19 protein-coding genes are annotated in these 18,095 nt (G+C 69.6%); 3 read left to right on the top strand and 16 right to left on the bottom strand.

What is annotated here, in order from left to right:
* Positions 1–100 precede the first annotated feature (100 nt).
* The 10 genes from ACFYWX_RS24430 to ACFYWX_RS24385 form a co-directional block, all read right to left on the bottom strand.
* On the bottom strand, positions 101–796 hold the full coding sequence (locus ACFYWX_RS24430; protein WP_389426207.1) for a hypothetical protein: 696 nt from the start codon (positions 794–796) through the stop codon (positions 101–103).
* A 103-nt stretch (positions 797–899) separates the two neighbouring features.
* Complete coding sequence (locus ACFYWX_RS24425) at positions 900–1,346, bottom strand: hypothetical protein (protein WP_389426206.1); 447 nt, start codon at positions 1,344–1,346, stop codon at positions 900–902.
* Between the two features lie 81 nt (positions 1,347–1,427).
* Positions 1,428–3,155, bottom strand: a complete 1,728-nt coding sequence (locus tag ACFYWX_RS24420; protein WP_389426205.1) for a relaxase/mobilization nuclease domain-containing protein — start codon at positions 3,153–3,155, stop codon at positions 1,428–1,430.
* Positions 3,152–3,682, bottom strand: a complete 531-nt coding sequence (locus ACFYWX_RS24415) for a plasmid mobilization protein (RefSeq protein WP_389426204.1) — start codon at positions 3,680–3,682, stop codon at positions 3,152–3,154. The genes ACFYWX_RS24420 and ACFYWX_RS24415 overlap by 4 nt, the downstream gene beginning before the upstream one ends.
* Positions 3,683–3,810: 128 nt before the next feature.
* Complete coding sequence (locus ACFYWX_RS24410; RefSeq protein WP_389426203.1) at positions 3,811–4,083, bottom strand: hypothetical protein; 273 nt, start codon at positions 4,081–4,083, stop codon at positions 3,811–3,813.
* 62 nt (positions 4,084–4,145) lie between these two features.
* Complete coding sequence (locus ACFYWX_RS24405) at positions 4,146–4,319, bottom strand: hypothetical protein (protein ID WP_389426202.1); 174 nt, start codon at positions 4,317–4,319, stop codon at positions 4,146–4,148.
* A 14-nt stretch (positions 4,320–4,333) separates the two neighbouring features.
* On the bottom strand, positions 4,334–5,977 hold the full coding sequence (locus ACFYWX_RS24400) for a hypothetical protein (protein ID WP_389426201.1): 1,644 nt from the start codon (positions 5,975–5,977) through the stop codon (positions 4,334–4,336).
* On the bottom strand, positions 5,974–6,591 hold the full coding sequence (locus ACFYWX_RS24395) for a WhiB family transcriptional regulator (RefSeq protein WP_220645595.1): 618 nt from the start codon (positions 6,589–6,591) through the stop codon (positions 5,974–5,976). Before ACFYWX_RS24395 ends, ACFYWX_RS24400 begins: the two co-directional genes overlap by 4 nt.
* Before the next feature lie 122 nt (positions 6,592–6,713).
* Positions 6,714–7,469 carry an ATP-binding protein gene (locus tag ACFYWX_RS24390; RefSeq protein WP_389426200.1) on the bottom strand — a complete coding sequence of 252 codons (756 nt, stop codon included), beginning with the start codon at positions 7,467–7,469 and terminating at the stop codon, positions 6,714–6,716.
* A complete protein-coding gene (locus tag ACFYWX_RS24385; protein ID WP_389426199.1) occupies positions 7,466–8,518 on the bottom strand; it encodes a hypothetical protein in 1,053 nt (350 codons plus the stop codon). Before ACFYWX_RS24385 ends, ACFYWX_RS24390 begins: the two co-directional genes overlap by 4 nt.
* A gap of 809 nt (positions 8,519–9,327) precedes the next feature.
* Between ACFYWX_RS24385 and ACFYWX_RS24380 the strand changes: the two genes are divergently transcribed.
* Positions 9,328–10,233: a helix-turn-helix domain-containing protein gene (locus ACFYWX_RS24380; RefSeq protein ID WP_389426198.1), complete on the top strand. Its 906-nt coding sequence runs from the start codon at positions 9,328–9,330 to the stop codon at positions 10,231–10,233.
* A 39-nt stretch (positions 10,234–10,272) separates the two neighbouring features.
* Here the strand turns inward: ACFYWX_RS24380 and ACFYWX_RS24375 are convergent, their stop codons facing one another.
* From ACFYWX_RS24375 to ACFYWX_RS24365, 3 genes are read right to left on the bottom strand one after another with little or no spacing between them, the layout of a single operon-like run.
* Complete coding sequence (locus ACFYWX_RS24375) at positions 10,273–11,472, bottom strand: amidohydrolase family protein (RefSeq protein ID WP_389426197.1); 1,200 nt, start codon at positions 11,470–11,472, stop codon at positions 10,273–10,275.
* A 29-nt stretch (positions 11,473–11,501) separates the two neighbouring features.
* Positions 11,502–12,608, bottom strand: coding sequence for an MAB_1171c family putative transporter (locus ACFYWX_RS24370; RefSeq protein ID WP_389426331.1), 1,107 nt, complete (start codon positions 12,606–12,608; stop codon positions 11,502–11,504).
* A 12-nt stretch (positions 12,609–12,620) separates the two neighbouring features.
* The gene (locus ACFYWX_RS24365) at positions 12,621–13,163 is read right to left on the bottom strand and encodes a hypothetical protein (RefSeq protein WP_389426196.1); all 543 of its coding nucleotides are present in this window, start codon (positions 13,161–13,163) and stop codon (positions 12,621–12,623) included.
* Between the two features lie 707 nt (positions 13,164–13,870).
* Here ACFYWX_RS24365 and ACFYWX_RS24360 point away from each other — a divergent pair.
* Complete coding sequence (locus ACFYWX_RS24360) at positions 13,871–14,311, top strand: pyridoxamine 5'-phosphate oxidase family protein (protein WP_389426195.1); 441 nt, start codon at positions 13,871–13,873, stop codon at positions 14,309–14,311.
* 419 nt (positions 14,312–14,730) lie between these two features.
* Here the strand turns inward: ACFYWX_RS24360 and ACFYWX_RS24355 are convergent, their stop codons facing one another.
* Positions 14,731–15,936 (bottom strand): hypothetical protein, encoded by a 1,206-nt coding sequence (locus ACFYWX_RS24355; RefSeq protein WP_389426194.1) that lies wholly within the window; start codon positions 15,934–15,936, stop codon positions 14,731–14,733.
* Between the two features lie 170 nt (positions 15,937–16,106).
* On the opposite strand from ACFYWX_RS24355, the gene ACFYWX_RS24350 reads away from it, so the two are divergent.
* On the top strand, positions 16,107–16,625 hold the full coding sequence (locus ACFYWX_RS24350; protein WP_389426193.1) for an NUDIX hydrolase: 519 nt from the start codon (positions 16,107–16,109) through the stop codon (positions 16,623–16,625).
* Positions 16,626–16,645: 20 nt separating this feature from the next.
* On the opposite strand, the gene ACFYWX_RS24345 is transcribed toward ACFYWX_RS24350, so the two are convergent.
* The gene (locus ACFYWX_RS24345) at positions 16,646–17,197 is read right to left on the bottom strand and encodes an NUDIX hydrolase (protein WP_389426192.1); all 552 of its coding nucleotides are present in this window, start codon (positions 17,195–17,197) and stop codon (positions 16,646–16,648) included.
* Positions 17,194–18,036, bottom strand: coding sequence for a class I SAM-dependent methyltransferase (locus ACFYWX_RS24340; RefSeq protein ID WP_389426191.1), 843 nt, complete (start codon positions 18,034–18,036; stop codon positions 17,194–17,196). Before ACFYWX_RS24340 ends, ACFYWX_RS24345 begins: the two co-directional genes overlap by 4 nt.
* Between the last annotated feature and the right edge of the window lie 59 nt (positions 18,037–18,095).

Below are 18,095 nucleotides of genomic sequence, written 5' to 3'. Positions count from 1 at the left end.
CTGTGTGCAGGGCCCTGCAGCACGGTAATGCTGGATGACGAACGCCCCGTTCTCCACTGCCTGGCAGCGGGGAGAACGGGGCGCGACGGAGCGTCGAGTGTCAGCGGGCCTGCGCCGCCTGGACGGCGTCGGCGAGATGGGCGTCGACGAGAGCGGGCGCCCCGGACAGGACCACCAGAATCGTGCCGGTGCGGATCGCCGTCTGCTTGACGACGCTGCGCTGCCCGCCGACCGCGTAGGTGAGCAGCTGGCTCCACTGCTCGTCACCCAGGTCCGGGGCGGCCGTCTGCTTCGTACCCATGTCGATGACGATGCTGCCCGACACGAGCTGGTACGTGGGGCAGGCGGTCATCGCGTCGAAGATCTCCCCGATGCCCTGCGAAAGCTTCGTCGCGGTGTCGCTGTACAGCTCCTCGGACACCTCGGAGTCGCTGCCGCCGGAGTAGGTGAAGGACGCCTTCGCCTGGCGGGGGAAGGACAGGCCGGTGCCAGTGGCCGCGCTGCTGCCGAGCTTGGCCAGTGCCGGGCAGCCGATCACGGTGACATCGCCGTGCGTGGCCGGGCGCTGCGGCTTGCGGCTGTAGCCCTCGCCGAGGTCGCTCTCGTCAAGGAGCCGCTTGCTCAGTGCGGCCGAGGACAGCGGCGCCGCGGCTGCGGTATTCGAGCCCACCTTGCGCGGCGCGGCGGTTGTGGGGGAGGCCGGCTCGGCGGAGGTGGTGCTGCCCGTCGAGCAGCCGGTCAGAACCAGAGCGGCGAGAGCGCTGAGGCTGAGGACGGTCGTGGTGGGAAGGCGCATGCGAAACCCCTAAGTGGCCTGCGAAGCGGACGGGCTGACTGCGCCGGCCCTCCGGGCACCGGCAGAGAGAAGGGGAGTTGGGGTTTCAGGGGTTTCGCCGGCTTCAGTGGCCGAGGTGGCGCAGGCCCTCGTCCAGGGTGGGATGGAAGTGATCGACCGGACCGGAGTTGCGGTTGAACCACACCGGGTCGAGGCGGGGCTCCGGCGTTGTGTGGCCGGCCCGGCAGCGCAGGTGGATCGTGTCGTCGCACATGCTGAAGATGATCCAGTCCCGGTATGCGCCGCACGCGGGGCACGAACGGACCTCGCCGTCGATGACGAGTGGCTGCTGCCAGCGCATCATCAGGCCCTCGACCTCCTGACGCGAGGGGACCCGCAGGTCCGGCGGCAGGAAGTCGGGCACCGCCACCTCCGCGGCCGGGTCCGGAGCCTGATCAGCAGCGGGTGCCGGAGGCTGGAAGCCGGGATGCGACTGCATGGTGTGCAGCAGGGCGTGGCCAGCACGCTGGGCTTCACGGAATTCACGGTGGGCACGAGCACGTCCGAACATCCGCTCTCCTTCTCTTCGTCTGACAGTCCACAAGGAGGGTGCCTCATGCACCTGACCTGCTTCAACTCTCAGACTCCGTAATCAGCGGGCCTTGCCCGGACCCTCGCCGCGGCCCGCTGCGGGCTTTGTCGCACGCCCCGGCGTACTGGCCGAGGTAGGGATGGAGTCGATGGGCATCGTGGTCGCGTCGGCGGGCAGATCGGCCATGCGGCGCAGCCGCCACACCAGCACGTCGCTGATGGAGTCGGCGGTGCCCAGCTCTCGCCGCGCGGCGGCCTCGGCCAGCAGCACCGCCGGATCGTGGCCGGCGCTCTCGGCGTCGGCGAGGGTGGCCGCGAGGGCGTACCAGCCCGGCTCAGCCAGGATCTGCTTGGCCAACTGCGGCACCGCCGCTCGTAGGCAGGCAGCCTGCTTGTGCCGCAGTGGCTGCGACAGATGCCGTCCCCGCTGGTACAGCACCCCCAATGGGATGCCGGCGGCGGCCTGGTAGGCGGCGCGCAGGTGCTCGGCGGCCTGGCGGGCGGCGGCGGCCTGCTGGGCGTGGTTCTTCTTCGCGTGCCAGTGGGCTGCGGCCGTGACGAGGAAGAACGCCATGTCGATCAGCATCGCCGTGGTGGCTCCGTCCTCTCCGCGGCCGAGGGCGGGTCCGCTGTAGACGAGGTCGCGGGCGGCTTCGCGCAGGGCGCGGTCGTGCCCGCGTTCAGCTCGTACGTGAGAGCGGGTGGCCCGTTCGAACGCGAAGGCCGCATCGCGCAGTTGGGTACGGGTGTGGGCTGCTGAGGTCTGGGCGAGTGCGTCCAGGATTTCCCCGGCCGCCGCGATCTGCGCGGCCACCGCCGCGTCCTGGCCGCCGTCGATGACGAGCACTGCTTGCCACGTGGCCGTGGCGGCCCGTCGCCGTGCGGTTGCCGGGCCGCTCGGCGCCAGGGGGGTGGCCTGGTCCGAGGAGGTGTCGGCGCTCGGTGAGGGGGTGTCGTTGGAGAAGCGTTTACGGATACGGGGCAGGGACAGGTCGGGGGAGAGGGTGGAACCGGCGTAGAAGACGGGCTCTTGGTCTTCGTTGCGGTCGTCGGGGAGCGCGACCTTGTAGCCGAGGAGGTCGCCGGAGGGCGCGACGCGTTTGTGGATTAGTACGCCGACGTCGGCCAGGCGGTCGAAGAACTCTTCCTCACTCGTGGCGCCGGCAACTGCCTGCCGTACGGTCTCGCGCAGTTCCTCGCGGGCGGGGCGCTCGCGGCCCTCGCGTTCGGCCTTGTGGCGCTCGGCGCTGGTGGGACGTTTGGCGGCGGTGCCGTCACCGGTGTTGAGCTGCTTGAGCCCGTACTCGGCTTCGATCAGCCTGGCTTCGGCCTGGGACCGGGCGGCGTCATTGTTCAGCCGTGGCCGGCGGCGGTCCTCGCGGACGAGCGTGGCAATGATGTGGATGTGGTCGTCGGCGTGCCGTACGGCGGCCCAGCGGCATGCCGCGTCGTCGCCGTCGGGGGCGATGCCGGTGGCCGCGACCATGCGCCGGGCGATGTCGCCCCACTGCTCGTCGCTGAGGATGGGGTCCTCGGGGGCCGCCCGGACGGACAGGTGCCATACGTGCTTCTTGGGCCGACGGCCTTTGGCGAGGGCCTCGACGGGCATGTCCAGCAGCTGCTGGAGGTCGGCGTATGTGGCGTTCGGGTCGCGGCCGGGGTCAGGGGCGAGGCTGTCCCAGGCTGCAACCAGGTGGGGGTCGATGTGCTCCTCGTGGGTGCCGGGCCCGTAGAGGTAGTAGAGCAGGCCGATGGTGCGCTGCCCGCGATCGTGGACTCGGGGAATCATGCCGCGGTGGTCTCGGTCTCCAGGTAGTGCCGGGTGAAGGCGTCCACGCGGCGGGCCGCGCGGGTCACGGCGTCGAGGACCGCCACCGTGTTCGGGACGTCCGCACCCGAGTTCAGGGCCTTGGCCACCTGATTGACGTTGTTGCCGATGTGCCCGAGGTGTCGGCGCAGGGCGAACAGCTCGTTCAGCACTTCGCGTTCGGTGGCGATCTCGGCGGCGGTGCGGTCGAGATCGCGGGCGGCTTTGAGAGCGGCGTGGGCAAGGAAACTGGCGACGCTCATACGGCACGCGGACGCTGCACGTGCGAGCAGCTGGTACTCGTCGTCGTTCATGCGGCAGCTGGGCTGGCGCACGCGCTTGTGTTCGTCACGCAGGCGCTCGCGCTGTTGCACGTGCGGCTTCGACGGTGCGGTGTGGGCGCACTGCTCGGTGTGGCAGGTATGCGTGTGCTCTTCCCCCGGACGCGAGCCGCCCTCGGTCGCGTCCTGCTCGTTCGGCGCCCCCTGGCGCCGGACTTCTCCCGCCACTTCAGGGGCGGGGGAGGCAAGAGCATTGCTCCCGACGGGAGCAATGCTCTTGCGATAACTTGCTCGCTCAGCAAGCGAGTTGGGGACCGGCTCATCCGGTGTGGGAGTGGGGCTCGTAGTCGAGTTCGTCATCGGGTGCGGTTCCTGGTGGCGCGGAGGCGGTGCTGGATTTCGGCGGCGAGGTCCAACATGGCGGCCGGTCCGTCGAGGAGTCGGACGCGCGTTTCGGGTGTGTCCTGGACGAGCCACTGGCCGTTCGGTGCCAGCACTGCCGCGTGCAGGAGCTGGTGGTGGATCAGGACGTCCGCCCAGGCGGCGGCCTCGGCGGCGGTGGGGGTGTACGTCCGTGGGCGTGGGCGTCGGATGGCGTTTTCCTTCCGGAGGGGGCGGTGGCCCCGCACGAAGCCGGGCCATCGCAGCGATTGAGTGCAGTGGAGTCGCCTGACCTGCGTCTAAGCAGGTGTCAGCCGCACTCGGGGCAGCGGGCGAAGTGCCGGCTCATCGCCCTGGCCATATTGCCTTTGAGCGTGATCGCCTGCTTCGCGCTGGTCTTGGCCGATGGGGCGCCGGCTTTGCGCTCCGCATAGGCGGTCAGGAAGCGGATGTCCTTCTCGAAGTCGGACTTGATGTGCGACATGCGCGGGCACGTCCTCACCGTGCACTCCTCTTCTTCGTGGTGGGCGTGGCCGTTTCGTGGCGCAGACGCTCCAGGACCGGCGTAAGGCGGTCATTGCGGATGCCGATGTCGTGGGCGCGCATGATCTCCCTGAGCTGGCTGCGCGTGACCTCGGCGTTCCCGTCCCGTTCCAGCAGCTTGGGCACGTGGGGACGGAGCTGGGTGACGAGCTGGTCCACACTCACCTTCCCCTGCCTTCGGGACGGCTTGCCCTGACCACCTCGGGACCGGTTCCGGGACGCCTTCGGCCTCCTGCGCGCGGGGACCGAGTGGGGACGGTCCCCGTCCGACTCGGTCCCCGTTCCGGTGTCGGGGTCACCGTGGTCCCCCTCGTTGGGGACCGGCTGGGGACGGTCCCCGTTGGACTCGGTCCCCGTTTCGGAGTCGCGGGCATCGTGGTCCCCATTGGGGACCGGCGTCGGGGACGGAAGACCTGGGCTTTGAGCTGCGGTTTTGTCCCCGTGTTCCGGGCTCGCGTCCGTGCGGTCCCGTGTGGTGTCGGTCCCGGGGAGCGCGTTGTCCCGGTCCCCAGTCGGCGTGCGGTCCCCGGTTTCCAGGGCCGCGGGGGGACGGTCCCCGATTTCAACGGGTGCCATCTCGGGGACCGGATCTGCATGGTCCTCTTCGGGACCGTCCCCGATCGGTGTGGTGTTCGCATTGGGGACCGTGAGCAGGCGGATCGGCCGGTCCCCGGATGCCGCCCCGTCGGCGAGGGACGGGCGGACGGGATCGTGGGCCGTGTGGTCTGCGTCCTGTGACGGGTGAGTCCAGGGCGAGGGCAGGTCGACCGTCGCGAGCGCGGTGGCATGGCGGCGGGCGGCGAGCTGGTCCAGGAGAGCGCGCCTCTGCTGGAGGTCGGTGCCGACGTCGGCCTTGGCGAGGGCCTTGGACAGCCGCCGGGTGATCAGCTGTCCCCGCCAGCTCTGGCGGCCTTTGGCGGAACGTTCCGCCAGGCGGGCGGCCAGGGCGACTGCCTTGGCGGTGGCGCGGTCGCGGGTGATCTGGGCTGCGTCCCGGTCGCGTTCGGCGATGCCGAGGCGGGAGAGTAGACGCTCGCGTGCTTCCCGTCCGAGGGTGGCCAGGATGCCGTGCGAGGCGGCGCCGGGTTTGCGTAGGCGGAGCTCGATACCCATGGCCTGGTGCCACAGCATCGCCGCCATGATGGGGCCGACGAAGGCCCTCACGGTCCCGCCTACAGGGCCGGACTCGGCGTAGGCGGGGATCACCTGCACGCCGGTGATCATCCAGACCAGGACTCCGGGCAGGCCCGGTGCGCCCTGGGAGGTGAGGTTCTGGCGGGCCATCAGCGCGGTGGCGAACAGCGCCAGTTCGGCGGCGCCGAACATGGCGGCACGCTCGGTGGTGCCGGCCATGTCGAGGTAGTCGGCGGCGAACCGCCAGCTGGTGTCGGCGCTGTAAGCGGTGCAGCCGATCGCGGCGAGCGCTGCGACCCACACCGCCAGCGCAGACGACCGTTCCGTTCTGGCGCGGTCGCGGCGGCGCAGGGTAAGCCACCCGCCCACGAGTACGGCGAGGACCGGCAGCGCAACGGCGGCGGTGATCACGGGCGACAGCCCGAAGGGGACGGCAGCCAGGGGTATGGCGGTGGGGTGGGTCATGCTGCCCTTCCGAGCGCGGTGATCAGAGCGTGGGTGTGCACCTGCCGGGGCACGGGCGAGGAGGTGGCCTCGTCCTCCTCGTCGTCGGGCGTGGGCTCGGCCTCGTCGTACAGGCCCCAGTAGCGGTCGCGGTCGGCGACGGCATGGGCCGCTCGACGCATCAGGTCCCGGGCCCAGTCGAGTTCGAGCTGGAGGGTGTAGGCGAGGCGCTCGGGGGACCATCCGCGGGCGTAGGCGTGGCGGACGACGGCCTCACGTTCGGCGTCGCTGAGGTGCACGTCGCGGCCCTGGAAGGCTGCCTTGACCCGCGCGTAGTCGAGGCGCTTGCTGACCCGGGCGTGCCAGGGGCGGCGCTCGATCTCGGTCAGCCCGCCCCACATCCCGTGCCGGATGTCGTTGTCCAGGGCGTAGTTGAAGCAGTCCTTCTTGACCGGGCATCGGCCGCAAATGGACTTGGCTTCCGAGGCGGCCTCGTGGTCGCGTGGGGCGTGGAAAAACAGCTCGTCGGCGTCCTCGGCCGGCATGCCGTAGCACAAGCCCCGGGCGTTCCAGCTGTGGTCGGCGATCCCGCGCAGTGTCGGGCGCGCGGTGTCGTTCGTGGTGATGGTGCGCAAGTCAGTCTCCGGGTACGCCTCAGCGGTCGCGCGGCACCAGCGTGGGTGGGCGCGGTGATGAGGCGGGGCAGGGGCGCGGCGGTGCCGCACCGGAGGTGAAGTCGGTTGCGAGAGCGGCCGGTTCAGCGGCGCTGGAAGCGCCGGTCCGGGCCGCTGAAGTGGACCGGTGTGCACATGCCGGACAGGCGGGACAGGACGCGGTCGCCGATCACGTCGCGCAGGACCGGCTGCTGCGGGGGCACGCCCCGGTCGCGGACCGGCGGCAGATTCGTGGTGAAGATCGTCGGCAGGCGGTTCTGGCAGCGCCAGTTCACCAGCCGGAAGGTGATCTCCTCCGTCCACTGCGAGCCCTTGGCGGCGCCGAGGTCGTCGAGCAGCAGCAGCGGCACCCGCACGATCCGGCGCAGCATGTGCTCCGGGTCCACCCCGGACTGCGGGCGCATGTCGGCGTACAGGTCGGCGGCAGTCGTCGCCTGCCAGGACACGCCGCACCCAGCGGCGGTCAGGGCCCGGATCGCGCCGTACGCCTGATGCGTCTTGCCCGCCCCGGTGCTGCCCCACAGCAGCAGCGACGGGCCGTGCGCGATCCGCCGGCGTCCGGCCTTGCCGTAGTGCGGGTTGAGGCCGCCGGCGTTCGGCTCGACCGCGGCCTCGGTGATGGAACGGACCCAGGCGGCGACGTCGGGGTGCTCGACCACGGCGTCGCGGTAGTCGACCGGGATACGCGCCTGCGCGGCCTCCAGCGCCGGGATCGGTTCCGGGGTGTCCGGCAGCGGCGCAGTCGGGTCGATGCCGCGTTCGGTCAGCCTGGCCTCCAACCGGGCGCGCAGCCGCTCGCCGATGGCGGGCTGAGGGTCGGCGAGGTGTGCGCGGGTCACAGGTGGCCTCCGAACGTCGTCGGCTCGGTCGGGTTGAGGTAGGGCGTGTATCCGGAGGTGCTGGCCCAGGGCCCCGCGCCGGAGGCGGATGACGCCGCCGAGGTGGCCTGCGGGGCTGCGTTGACGACCTCGTTCACCAGGCTCGGCAGCACGCTCGGGTGCAGGCCCTTGGCCCGCAGCCGATCCAGGGCCGTGCGGATGTCCTGCGGGTCGAAGCGCTCGTCCAGCAGAACCCGGATCTTGCGCCCCAGCAGCCCGAGGACGTCCTCCGGCGGTCGGCGCTGGCAGTCCCGGACGTACTCGGCGACCAGCTCCTTCGCGGAGACCGATCTGGAGACGGCGTCGGGTGCGGGCGCCTCGCGCCCCCTAGGTACAGATCCAGGATCCAAGATCCTAGATCCAGAGCGGGAGTCCTCCGGGAGTCCTCCCGTAGTCCTCCGGGAGGACTCCGGGACCGCCGTCTGACCTGCACTTTTCCCCGGCGGTGCCGCAGCGGATGCAGCTGGGCCGGTCTGCGGCACGGACAACGTCTCTCCGGGGCCCGTGGTGGTCTCTGCGGGCTGAGTGGCGTCCGCGACCGGGCGGTGCACCCCTCCCTGCGGGCTCCCGGAGTGCTCCGGGAAGGTTCCGTGAGCTGTCACGGACGGTGCCGTGCGTGTGGTGGGGCAGGCGCCGGTCTGGCACTTTCCGCACGGCTGGTGGCCCTGGTGGTGGGTGCAGCGCGGCACCCGGGACGCCGTGGCCTTGTTGATCCTCTGGTGCTGCTCCCACGTCACGACGTGCAGCCAGGTGCGTCCGTCGCATCCGGTGTAGCGGCATATCAATCCGGCGGTGGCCAGCTCCTCCAGGTCCTGCGCGACGTGCGCGGCGGTGTGCTCCGGGCGTAGTGCCCACAGCCGACCGGCGATGATCGCCGGATGGTCGCGGTGACGGCCGGAGTCGTCAGCCTGCGTCAGCAGCCCGATGAAGGTGAGCATGGCGGTCACCGAGCACTCCGCCAGCGACTCCGACTCGAACATCTCCGGCTTGACGGTGCGGATACGTGCCATCAGGCATCACCGCCACTCCGCCGCACTGACGGGGTGGCACGGGCACAGGCTGCCGCGCTGGCCGGGGTCTTCGGCCTTTCACGCAGGGCAGTCGGCATGCGAAACTCTCCCTTGAAGCAGATCCGTTCCGGTGCTGGTGGAAAGGGACCAGAGCGGATTCGTTGGGTGATCTCCGCGCCCTTCCCGGGGCGCGGGTGTCCTGGCCGTTTGGCGTCTGAGAGTTCCCGCTCTCAGGCGCCGTCGGCGTTTATGGGGCCGTGGCCCGTTGCGATGGGCGGTGCGCGCCTCACGCGTCTCCTTCCGTGCCGGTCGCCGGGCGGATGCCCGGCGGGGGACCAGCAACATACGTGTGGCCTGCGAAGACATCCAGACTTAGCTCTTGCCTTCTCGACAACTCGTCGGGCGGCGCCCAGGGCGGGTCGAGGAGGCGGAGCGAGGCGAAGGAGAAGTGATCCCCGGAGTCAGGCGTCGCACGCACCGAGCGGACTGGCCGCTGGGCTTAAGGGGTGCTGCGGCATGGCGCGGACTTCCTGACGGGGAGGGGAGAAACGGGGTATCCACTGCGGAGCCGGGGGGACTACTGCTGACCCCCAGGTACGCGGTGGAACACGCCACGCCGCCGCGAAGAGGGGACCTCTCACACGCGGTGCGGGACCTCACCGCAGCCCAGAGGTGCTGGTGGGGAGGCCGAATCCAGAGGGCGAGCGGTATGCGAAGGCGCTCTGTTTTCGCTACGCTGAAGCTATTCCCACCAGAAGTAAAAGTCAACAAGATGCATTCACTTCAACTTGAAGAAAAAGCGAGGTCTGATGCCTGCCCGTCACTTCGACCGAGACCGTGCTCGCGCGGTACGGCGAGCTGCCGACATCTTCCAGAGTGAAGTGGCGGCAGAGCTGGGCGTGTCCGACTCCGCGGTGGCGAATTGGGAGGCCGGCCACTCCTCGCCCGATCCGGAGAAGCTGCCCGCATACGCGGCGGCCCTCAGAGGTGACCTGGACGATCTGTTTCCCCGTCGCGGCCTGCCCGATCTGGCTGATCTGCGCTGCGACGCCGGCATCTACCAGTACGAGACGGCCGAGGTGATCGGAACCAAGAGCGCTGGCCCGGTCGCGGGAGCCGAGCGAGGCGACCGTCGGCTCAAGGACAGATACGTCCCGGCCCTGGCAGAGAAGTACGGCGTCAGCGAAACGGAGTTGCGCCGGGCCGAGGGTCGTTCCCTGGCCGCCGCAGAGGCGAGGAAGAACGGCACGACGGGGGAGCCCGGAACCCAAGACGCTACGGCTCCGGACTCGAGCGGGGCGCCGGGATCCCTCGCCGAGAAGATCACTCTGCTCCTGCAGCGCTCCTACCCCGGTCCGCAGGGACCCCCCTCGGACGCCGAGATGGCGGCCGAGGTGAATGCCCATGCCGGGGCGGAGATCATCACCGGGGAAGACTTCGCCGATCTTCGGACCGGCGTCACGGACACGGCGCCGCCCGTGGTCCTGGATGCGCTGGCCGCCGTTGTCGGTGTGTCCCGGATGTACTTCGAGCCCGACGAGGCCGTGGCCGCCCAGGTCTATGAGGGTCTCCAGCTGCTGGCCGCCGCGAAGAAGGGCGCCGTGGGCCGGGTGCGAGCTCGCGGCCTGGGTCCGCGGGGTCTGTCGCCCAAAGCGTTGGCGCTGGTCAATGAGCTGGTGGCGGAGATGACGGAGAAGGAAGCGGACACTAAGTAGTCCGGCCCGCAGCTTCTGGGCTGCGGGCCGGCGGCGTGGCTACTGCAGCTTCTCTGCCGGCGAGCTCGCCTCGTGTACCCGTCCTGCCGCGATCACGGCACGGATCTGCTGGAGGGCACCGAGGTCGTCCAGCGGATCTCCGCCTACGACCAGCAGGTCCGCGCGGAGCCCGGGCGCGATCCGGCCCGTCTGCCCGCCCAGCCCCAGGGCTCCGGCCGCGTCCGCAGTGGCCATGTCGAGGATCCGGCTGTTGGGCAGGCCCAGGTGCTCGTAGAACGCGAGCGCCGGCACGAGCCCGTCGAACCCGGCCCGCTGAACGCCGGCGTCGGTTCCGGCGATGAGCTTGGCGCCGGCTTCGGCCATCTCGCGGACCAGAGCGAACATGGCTGCTGCCCGCTCTTCTCCGAAGAAGCGGGGCAGCATCTGCCAGTGCGGGCTGACGGCCGGGCAGACCGCGATGCCCTGGTCGATGATCTTCTTCAGGACGTCCTGACGGAGGTCGAATCCGTCGCTCGTCATCCAGGTGCAGTGCTCGATCGTGTCCACGCCGGCGTCCACGGCCGCGGCGATGCCGTCCGCTCCGTGCGCGTGCGCGGCCACCGGCACTCCGGCCTGGTGTGCCTCGTCCACCAGGGCCTGGAGTTCCTCTGCGGAGAACTGGCTCTGCCAGCTCTTCGGCCCGTTCTTGGTCAGGCCGCCGCCTGTCACCATCGCCTTGATCACGCCGACACCCCCAGCGAGGTTGCGGCGCACCAGATCACGGACCTCGGCCACGCCGGATACCTCACCGCCCAGGAAGTGGCAGTGGCCTCCGGGCGGGGTAGCCGGTGTGCCCGCGGACACGATGCGCGGGCCGGGAGTGCTGCCCCGGTTGATCTCCGTGTCGAGGCGGAGGGCCAGGCCGTTGCGGTCGCCCAGGTCGCGGACCGTCGTCACACCGCTGGACAGGAGCTGCTCCGCGCGCCGGCGCATGTCCTGCAGCAGTCTCTCGTCGCTGGACTCGTGGAGCGTGGCCACCGGGTCGCCGCCGCCGTCGAACGCGAGATGCACGTGGGCGTCGATCAGCCCGGGCACCACCGTCGCGTCGGGAAACGCCAGGAGGATCCCGTCTGCCCCGGCGCGGTCAGCGAGCTGCGTGCGCGGCCCGACTTCGATGATCGAGTCGCCCTCGACGAGGACGGCACCGTCCTCCAGGTACGTCCCGGACCCAGTCAGGACCCGGCCGGCTGTGATCAGCATCTCGTCTCGTCTCCCTCGTTCTTCCACGGTCACGCAGTCAGCCGGAGCGCTTCCGACACCGCGATCAGCTGACGGACATCAGCGTTCCGGTCGTCTTCCTGCGGCACTGCCAGGGCGACCGCCTGACCCGGTGCCGGGACGCCGTTCTTGATCATGGTCGCGGCGGATCGCAGGCGCCGGGCCAGCTGAGTCGGATCAAGGTCCAGCAGGCCGGTGCCGTCCTCCCCGCGGACCAGGTAGGGGCTGATGTCAACCAGTCCGTCCCGGCATTCCACTATCCGCCGGTGGTAGCGGCGGTGCACGCCACGCGCCCGCCACCGGTCCCAGAGCCCGCGGGAAGCAGGGCGCAGCTCATTCTCCGGATAGACCTCGATCAGCAACTGCCACAGCGGGATCAGCCGACGGTGATCCCGCCGCCGGCGCAGCCACAGCCGCGTCGCCGTGATCCTGGCGCGAACCCCCGAATAGGTGATGCCCGCGACGAAGAGCAGACTCGACACCACCAGCCCGACCGCCACGCTCGCCATGAGCTGGTGCGACACGGACCCCCCGCTCCACCGGACAGCGACGAAGACCGCGCGGACGGCGCAGGCCACCGCCATCGCGCCGAGGCCGATCGCGGTCATCCACAGCCCCGTCGCGTGAGGGCGACGGGACATGCGGGCGTAGCGGGCGGACCACCGTGCGGCAGCACCGAGCGCGTACATCAGATACAGGCCGGCGCCAGTGTAGAAGAAGGCGACCTGGGGGATCGTCATGTCCGCCGTGCTGAACGAGCCGGCGAGCGCCTCGTGCGGCACGTTCACGGCCGCCAGGATGATCGCCGCCGTGACTGCGGCCACGACGACGGCTTCCCACCGGGCGCGACGCCGCGCTGCTTGCCCGTCGGCCGAGTACAGGTAGAAGCACATCAGGAAGTAGACCGTCAGCAACAGTAGGACGTTCTGGACCAGCTTCGCCGTGCCGTGCCCGGCCACGGTGTCGATGCCGGTGGTGCCCCCCGGCATGGCCACCGGATACGACAGGCCCGCGCTCAGGAGGGAGAGGGCGACCGACCGGGTGGGAGCGTCGTGCGGGGCGCGTGACCACAGGTAGAGCCGCCAAATGACGGCAGCCGCGATGATCAGCAGGAGCATCTCGGTCACGGACTACAACCATCCTCGCCGGTCACCCAGGGCGGACTGCACTCGACGTACTTCCGGGTCGTCGGACAGCGGCGGGAGTTCGTCGAGCACCGAGGACCACTCCAGGATGATCGTGGCCGCGAGCTCGACCGAGCACTCCTCCTCTTCCTCGTACGAGCAGCGGCGGGCGACCCGCCGGATCAGCTTGGGATCGAGTACGGGGATGAGGGTCGCCCAGCCCTCGACGAAGTCGTCCGGGGACTCCTCCGGCGACTCCTCGGCCTGGTCCTCCTCCCACTCGGCGACGAGGATATGGAGGATCTCGTGGAGGATGATCTGCCGCTGGTGTAGCCGGGTCGTCTCCTGCTGGTAGAGGATCACGTCCATCTGCGGCATATCGATCCACAGCCCCGAGGGTCCCGGCTTCTCCAGCGGGAAGGGGCGCAAGACGATCGGGCGTCCGCGCCTCTCACTGAGCGCCTGGACCAGCTCCTCCACGTCCAGGGGCGGGTGAATGCCGAGGTTGCGCAGCTCTTGCCGCAGTCGGCGGTGGAGGTCGCGCTCCACGGTCCGCCTCTCAGTCGTACGCCACCGCCCCAACCGCCGGCGGATCGCCTGCTCTCGCGCAGGCACCGGAGATTCCGGAGCGTCGCGACCACTTTCTCCCGGAGACATTGAGCAATCCCTTCGTACCGGCCGATCGGGGCTCTTACTCGGAGCCGGGCGCCAGCCACCACGGGTCAACGATGTTCGGGTCCCCGGACGGCACTCATGAAGGTGATCACGGACGCCGAGACCAGCACCGACCGAAGGGCACACGCCGACCCCAGCGATTGAGCCGCGAGGACACGCTCGATCCCCTCCGGACATGCACGGTCGCTAGCGCGAACGAGCATTCGGCCCGGTCGAAGCCCTTCGGTGAGGCTCACGGGAACAGTCTCGGACCTTACGTGAGGCCCGCATGAGATCAAGGCCGGAAAACGACATCTTGAAGATCAATGAAAGGTGGTGATCAGTACCAATAAAACCTGCCAAATCATCCATTCCCGAGTTTTGATCATGGCCCTGAACTGCTGATTCACTTGTGGTCATTTTGGTCGCTCACGCATGGCGGGCTCACACTTCTGTTACCGGTTTGAGATATTCCGCAAGGCTGTAATGTGGGCATGTCATGGCTAAAGCCGCATAGTTCCGGCGCCCTGGGTGTGAGGGCTTGTGTGGAAGCGGTCACTTCTGTGTCAATCAGTGAAGCGCTCCGCGTTACGATCCCGGGCATGCCTAGTGACAAATTCAGCCAGACGCCTGAATACTCTGAGTTCTGGAATGAATACCATTTGTGCACACTGACCACTCTGCGGCCCGACGGGAGTCCGCATGTGGTGCCCGTCGGAGTCACCGTTGATGCCGACGCCGGAGTCGCCCGGGTTATCACACGCAAATCAAGCAAGAAGGTCGCCAATATTCAGGCGTTCCGTCCCGGCGAAGCCCGCGTGGCCGTTTGCCAGGTCGACGGAGGACGCTGGGCCACCCTGGAAGGACTGGCCGAGGTGCTCACCGACGCCGCAGCGGTCGACGATGCCGTGGCGCGCTACGCCGACCGGTACGGACGGACTCCGGCCCCGGACCCCGAGCGCGTGGTCATCGAGATCAGGATCGAACGGGCCATGGGACTGGCCGCACTTACCCGCCCTGCGTCGACTGAACGTGCCGCGTGATCTGGCCTCCTGCCCTGTTGCCGTACAGGCGGCGGCACGCGGCGTAGGCCGATCCCCACACAGCCCTCGGTGCCGCCGGGCACTTGAGGCTGGCGCTGGCGCTGCGTCGCAGGTGACGTGATGCTCAGTTGTTGGTGATGGCAGCGTCGCGGAGCATCTCGAAGAGCCTCGGAATCTCGTCCTCCGTGGCCTTCGTCGACATCGCGAGGTAGCCGATCACTTGCGTCATGTCGGCCGTCGTCATGATGCTGCGGGTCCTTCACGTGGACTGCCGCCCCAGCCCATCGGGCGCACATGTCGATGTGATCCGCGGTGCGGCAGTCGGTGATCCCGGACATGACGATGGTCAGTACGCCGCGGGCCGATGAGGTTTCGGGGCGATCCAGTCCTCGCTGCTGCCCAAGTGGCTCAGCAGATGATCAGTGCGTCGGCATCAACTCGGGTCGGGCGGCGACGGCATCGCGCAGGAAGCTGAGCTTGGAGTAGAAGGTGCTTTCCTTCGTCAGGCCACGTTCCGCGAGGTACGAGAGGAGCCAGCGGTCGATGCGCTCCATCTCCCGCAGCATCCCTTCCTCATCGTGGTCGAGGAGGCTGCGCGAGCGCCGGTACTCCATCTCGCACTGCGAGAGCACGACGTCCGGTGCGGCCAGGAGCGAGCAGCGGTCGAAGAAGATGCCGAAGACGTGGCCGGTACGCATCGATTCGCACTGGATGTCGTAGCGGACACGCCGGAATGGCGGCAGCGCCCGCACCTGGAGGCCCAGCTCGGAGCGCAGGTACTCGCCGAAGCTGTCCGGGGAGATCTCGATGTCGGTGGAGATCTGCTCGCGGCGGGCGAAGGTGTCTTCCTCGAACCACTTGCGCTTGAGCACATGGGTTCCGTTGACCGTGGGGATGAAAGAGGCGTAGCCCCGCTCCTCGTCGGGACCGACGACGTCGAACATGTGGTTGTCGAAGTAGTGGATCTGGAATTCGTTCCGGTATTCCGGGCGGCAGTCGGCCAGCTCGCCGTGGCGAAGGGATTTGAGCAGCTCCATGGAGACGGGCCAGATGTCGGGGGCGGGCTGGAGGTTGTACTTGTACTCCAGCTCTGTCCCGGCGAAGTGGGTGTGGAAGTAACGCAAGTGGTTGTTGAGCCGCAGTGCCGACTCGGCGTGCGTGGTCAGCACCGGGTCCAGCCAGCGCAGCGCCTCCACCGGGCCGTTGCCGACGGGTTCGCGGGTGGTGCGGAGGAAGCAGGCGTCGTCGGCGTAGAACCGGATCTGCGCGTACACGTGGTAGCCGCCGCCGGGGTGCTCGGCCAGGTAGCACAGCGGTACGAGTCCAGGGGCTGCGGCCGTCCCGACCATCTCGCGCAGCGCGGTACCGGCGGTGGCGTCGGGGAACAGGTCGCCGCCCTCGATTCGGGTATCCGCGAGCCGGCCGCCGGCTGCGGATAGGGCGGTGGTGGGGCACGTACCGAGCGTGTCCCACCGTACGACGACAGTGGTGCTGGGGAGACTGACCTCCTGCGGAGTCACCCGGACCAGCACGATCGGGTCGTCCGGGCGGCGGCTTGCGGTCTGGTTGAGCAGGTGGATTCCGCCCAGGACGATCCAGGCGGCTCGCGCTGTGTCGCTGCTCATGGCTGGTACCCCTTTCCGGAAGCGGACACCGCGATGGTGCCCTTGCTGCTGACCGCCCCCATACCGGTGTCCGTGACGCGCCGTCTACAGCTCAGAACCGACCTGGTTGGAGGGAGTGTTCGGGAGGCAACGCGCCCTGCCCGGCGCGCCTTCGGAATAAGGTGAGTCAGATGATCGACCAGGTGACCTTGGAAGCGGCGCTCGCCGATGCCCGCCTTGCCGCGCTGGAGTTCGACGGCGCACGGGCATGGCTGGAGAACGCCCGGCAAGGGCCGATGGAACCGCTCGCGGCCGAGGTCTGGGTTACCGACCCGACCTTCAGCCACGTCCTGCTCGTGAAGCACAGGGTGCGTGGATGGGTACCGCCCGGCGGCAAAGTCGAGTTGGGCGAGACACCACAGGAGGCCGCTGTCCGCGAGCTGTGGGAGGAGACCGGCCTGCGAGGTGAGCTGCTGCCCACGCCGGCGGCTGTCGCTGTGCGTTCCTTCCGGGCCGATTGGTCGGCGACGCTGGGCTTGTCGTACGCCGCGGTCATCGGCCGCGACGTGCCGCTCGGTGGGGAGAGCGGGCAGCCGCCGAGGTGGGTCGCTCTGGACGAGGAGTGGGAGAGCGCCTTCCCCGAGGACCGCGACCGCATCCGCGCGCACGTGCGCCGGCTGGCGGCCGGGCAGTCGGTCGGGGCGTACTGAGCTTCGCTGCAGGCTTGCTGTCAGATGACTCTGTCGATCAGGTTCAGGGCCTCGGGGTCCAGCGTCACGAGCTGCAGGTCGTGCAGGAAGCGGACCCACACCGGCGCAAGACCGGGCTTCGCCGTGAACTCCGATTCGCTGATCCGGTCTTCGGCGTAGGCCCCGGTGTGGTGCGCGTGTTGCTGGAGCTGGTCGGGGTGTATCCATCGAGGGTCGCGCACCTCTTGGTCGGACGGTCGGATCTGCCCGGACACCTGGGCCTGGTAGATCCACCAGCGGTGGCCCACGGTCTCGTCGGTCGGGCGGCGGCACCGGTTGGGTCGCCACCGCTCCAGCAGCAGATGCAGGTGCGTGACGGCCAGGCCGACTTCCTCAGCGACCTCTGCGCGGGCGGCCTGCTCAGGGCTGCCGTGCTGGTCGACATGGCCGCCCACCGGGGCGATGCCGGCCGGGGGCGTCGCACGCTCGAAGACGAGCAGGCCGCCCGGCGAGGAGATGAGCACCCCGACGCTGGTGTGGTCGCAGCACGCCCTGCCGCTGTCGTGGCTGATGGGTGCGGGAAGAGCGGTCAACGCTCGCTCCAGGGCCGCTCGGCGACCACCACGAGCCAGCTCGTCACGGTCGGCGTTTCGGGTGAGGTCAGCGCGTACGCCTTGGACAGGATGTCCATCCGCTGGGCGTGGGCGAAGTCGCCCTCCGGCCGGGCGAAGACGGGTATCGACAGCCACGCCGCCTTCTCTGCCACCGTGCCGTGCTGGGCGACGATCTCGGTGTCCAGCACGGACAGCCCGGCGGCGGACAGGTTCTCGGCGACCGCTTCCAGCGGAAGCTTGGGCGGCGTTTTGTTGGACGGGGGTGGGGCGTAGCCGTAGTCCCGGGCGGCGATCTGTTGGATCAAGCTGTTCAGCGACGGCCTGGTGCGCGCGGCCTTCTCGTCCTCGTGGCGGACTCCGGCGAACCCCCCGCTCACGTTGAACACGAAAAGGCCGCCCGGCCGCAGGACTTGGCGAACAGCGGCGAACACGTCCGGCACGTGGGTCTTCCAGATCGCGGAATTGCACACCACGGCGTCGACGTCACCGGCATGGACATAGTCGGTCAGTTCTTCGGCCGGCGCCGCGACCCAGGTCAGACGCGCGTCGCTCACGGTGCGGCGGCCGACGCGCTGCATGGCGGCGGCGCTGTCCAGGGAGATGACTCTCGCTTGGGCCGGGGCGAGGGCGAGGATCGCCTCGGCGGTCGCTCCCGCACCGCCGCACAGATCGACCACCAGGCGGCTGTCCGCGAGGCGGGCGCGCTCGGCGAGGTCGCGGCTGGTGGCGCTGTACATGGGGTAGTCGCGGGTGAAGGCGGCGTACGCCTCGGCGGTGGAGTCCTCGTCCCAGCCGAGGACGGCGTCATGGGGTGCCACGGTCGGATGCCTCGCTTCGCAGAAGACTCCGGCCCGGCCGACCGGGCCGGAGTCGGCCG

The sequence above is a fragment of the Streptomyces sp. NPDC002888 genome (assembly GCF_042888465.1).
GTDB lineage: Bacteria > Actinomycetota > Actinomycetes > Streptomycetales > Streptomycetaceae > Streptomyces.
This window is presented reverse-complemented; position numbering and strand designations above follow the sequence as displayed.

What these genes read in the sequence shown, in the direction of transcription:
- ACFYWX_RS24430 (WP_389426207.1), bottom strand. Translation starts at nt 796, where the DNA reads ATGCGCCTTCCCACCACGACCGTCCTCAGCCTCAGCGCTCTCGCCGCT.
- ACFYWX_RS24425 (WP_389426206.1), bottom strand. Translation starts at nt 1,346, where the DNA reads ATGTTCGGACGTGCTCGTGCCCACCGTGAATTCCGTGAAGCCCAGCGT.
- ACFYWX_RS24420 (WP_389426205.1), bottom strand. Translation starts at nt 3,155, where the DNA reads ATGATTCCCCGAGTCCACGATCGCGGGCAGCGCACCATCGGCCTGCTC.
- ACFYWX_RS24405 (WP_389426202.1), bottom strand. Translation starts at nt 4,319, where the DNA reads ATGTCGCACATCAAGTCCGACTTCGAGAAGGACATCCGCTTCCTGACC.
- ACFYWX_RS24400 (WP_389426201.1), bottom strand. Translation starts at nt 5,977, where the DNA reads ATGACCCACCCCACCGCCATACCCCTGGCTGCCGTCCCCTTCGGGCTG.
- ACFYWX_RS24385 (WP_389426199.1), bottom strand. Translation starts at nt 8,518, where the DNA reads ATGGCACGTATCCGCACCGTCAAGCCGGAGATGTTCGAGTCGGAGTCG.
- ACFYWX_RS24380 (WP_389426198.1), top strand. Translation starts at nt 9,328, where the DNA reads ATGCCTGCCCGTCACTTCGACCGAGACCGTGCTCGCGCGGTACGGCGA.
- ACFYWX_RS24375 (WP_389426197.1), bottom strand. Translation starts at nt 11,472, where the DNA reads ATGCTGATCACAGCCGGCCGGGTCCTGACTGGGTCCGGGACGTACCTG.
- ACFYWX_RS24370 (WP_389426331.1), bottom strand. Translation starts at nt 12,608, where the DNA reads ATGCTCCTGCTGATCATCGCGGCTGCCGTCATTTGGCGGCTCTACCTG.
- ACFYWX_RS24360 (WP_389426195.1), top strand. Translation starts at nt 13,871, where the DNA reads ATGCCTAGTGACAAATTCAGCCAGACGCCTGAATACTCTGAGTTCTGG.
- ACFYWX_RS24355 (WP_389426194.1), bottom strand. Translation starts at nt 15,936, where the DNA reads ATGAGCAGCGACACAGCGCGAGCCGCCTGGATCGTCCTGGGCGGAATC.
- ACFYWX_RS24350 (WP_389426193.1), top strand. Translation starts at nt 16,107, where the DNA reads ATGATCGACCAGGTGACCTTGGAAGCGGCGCTCGCCGATGCCCGCCTT.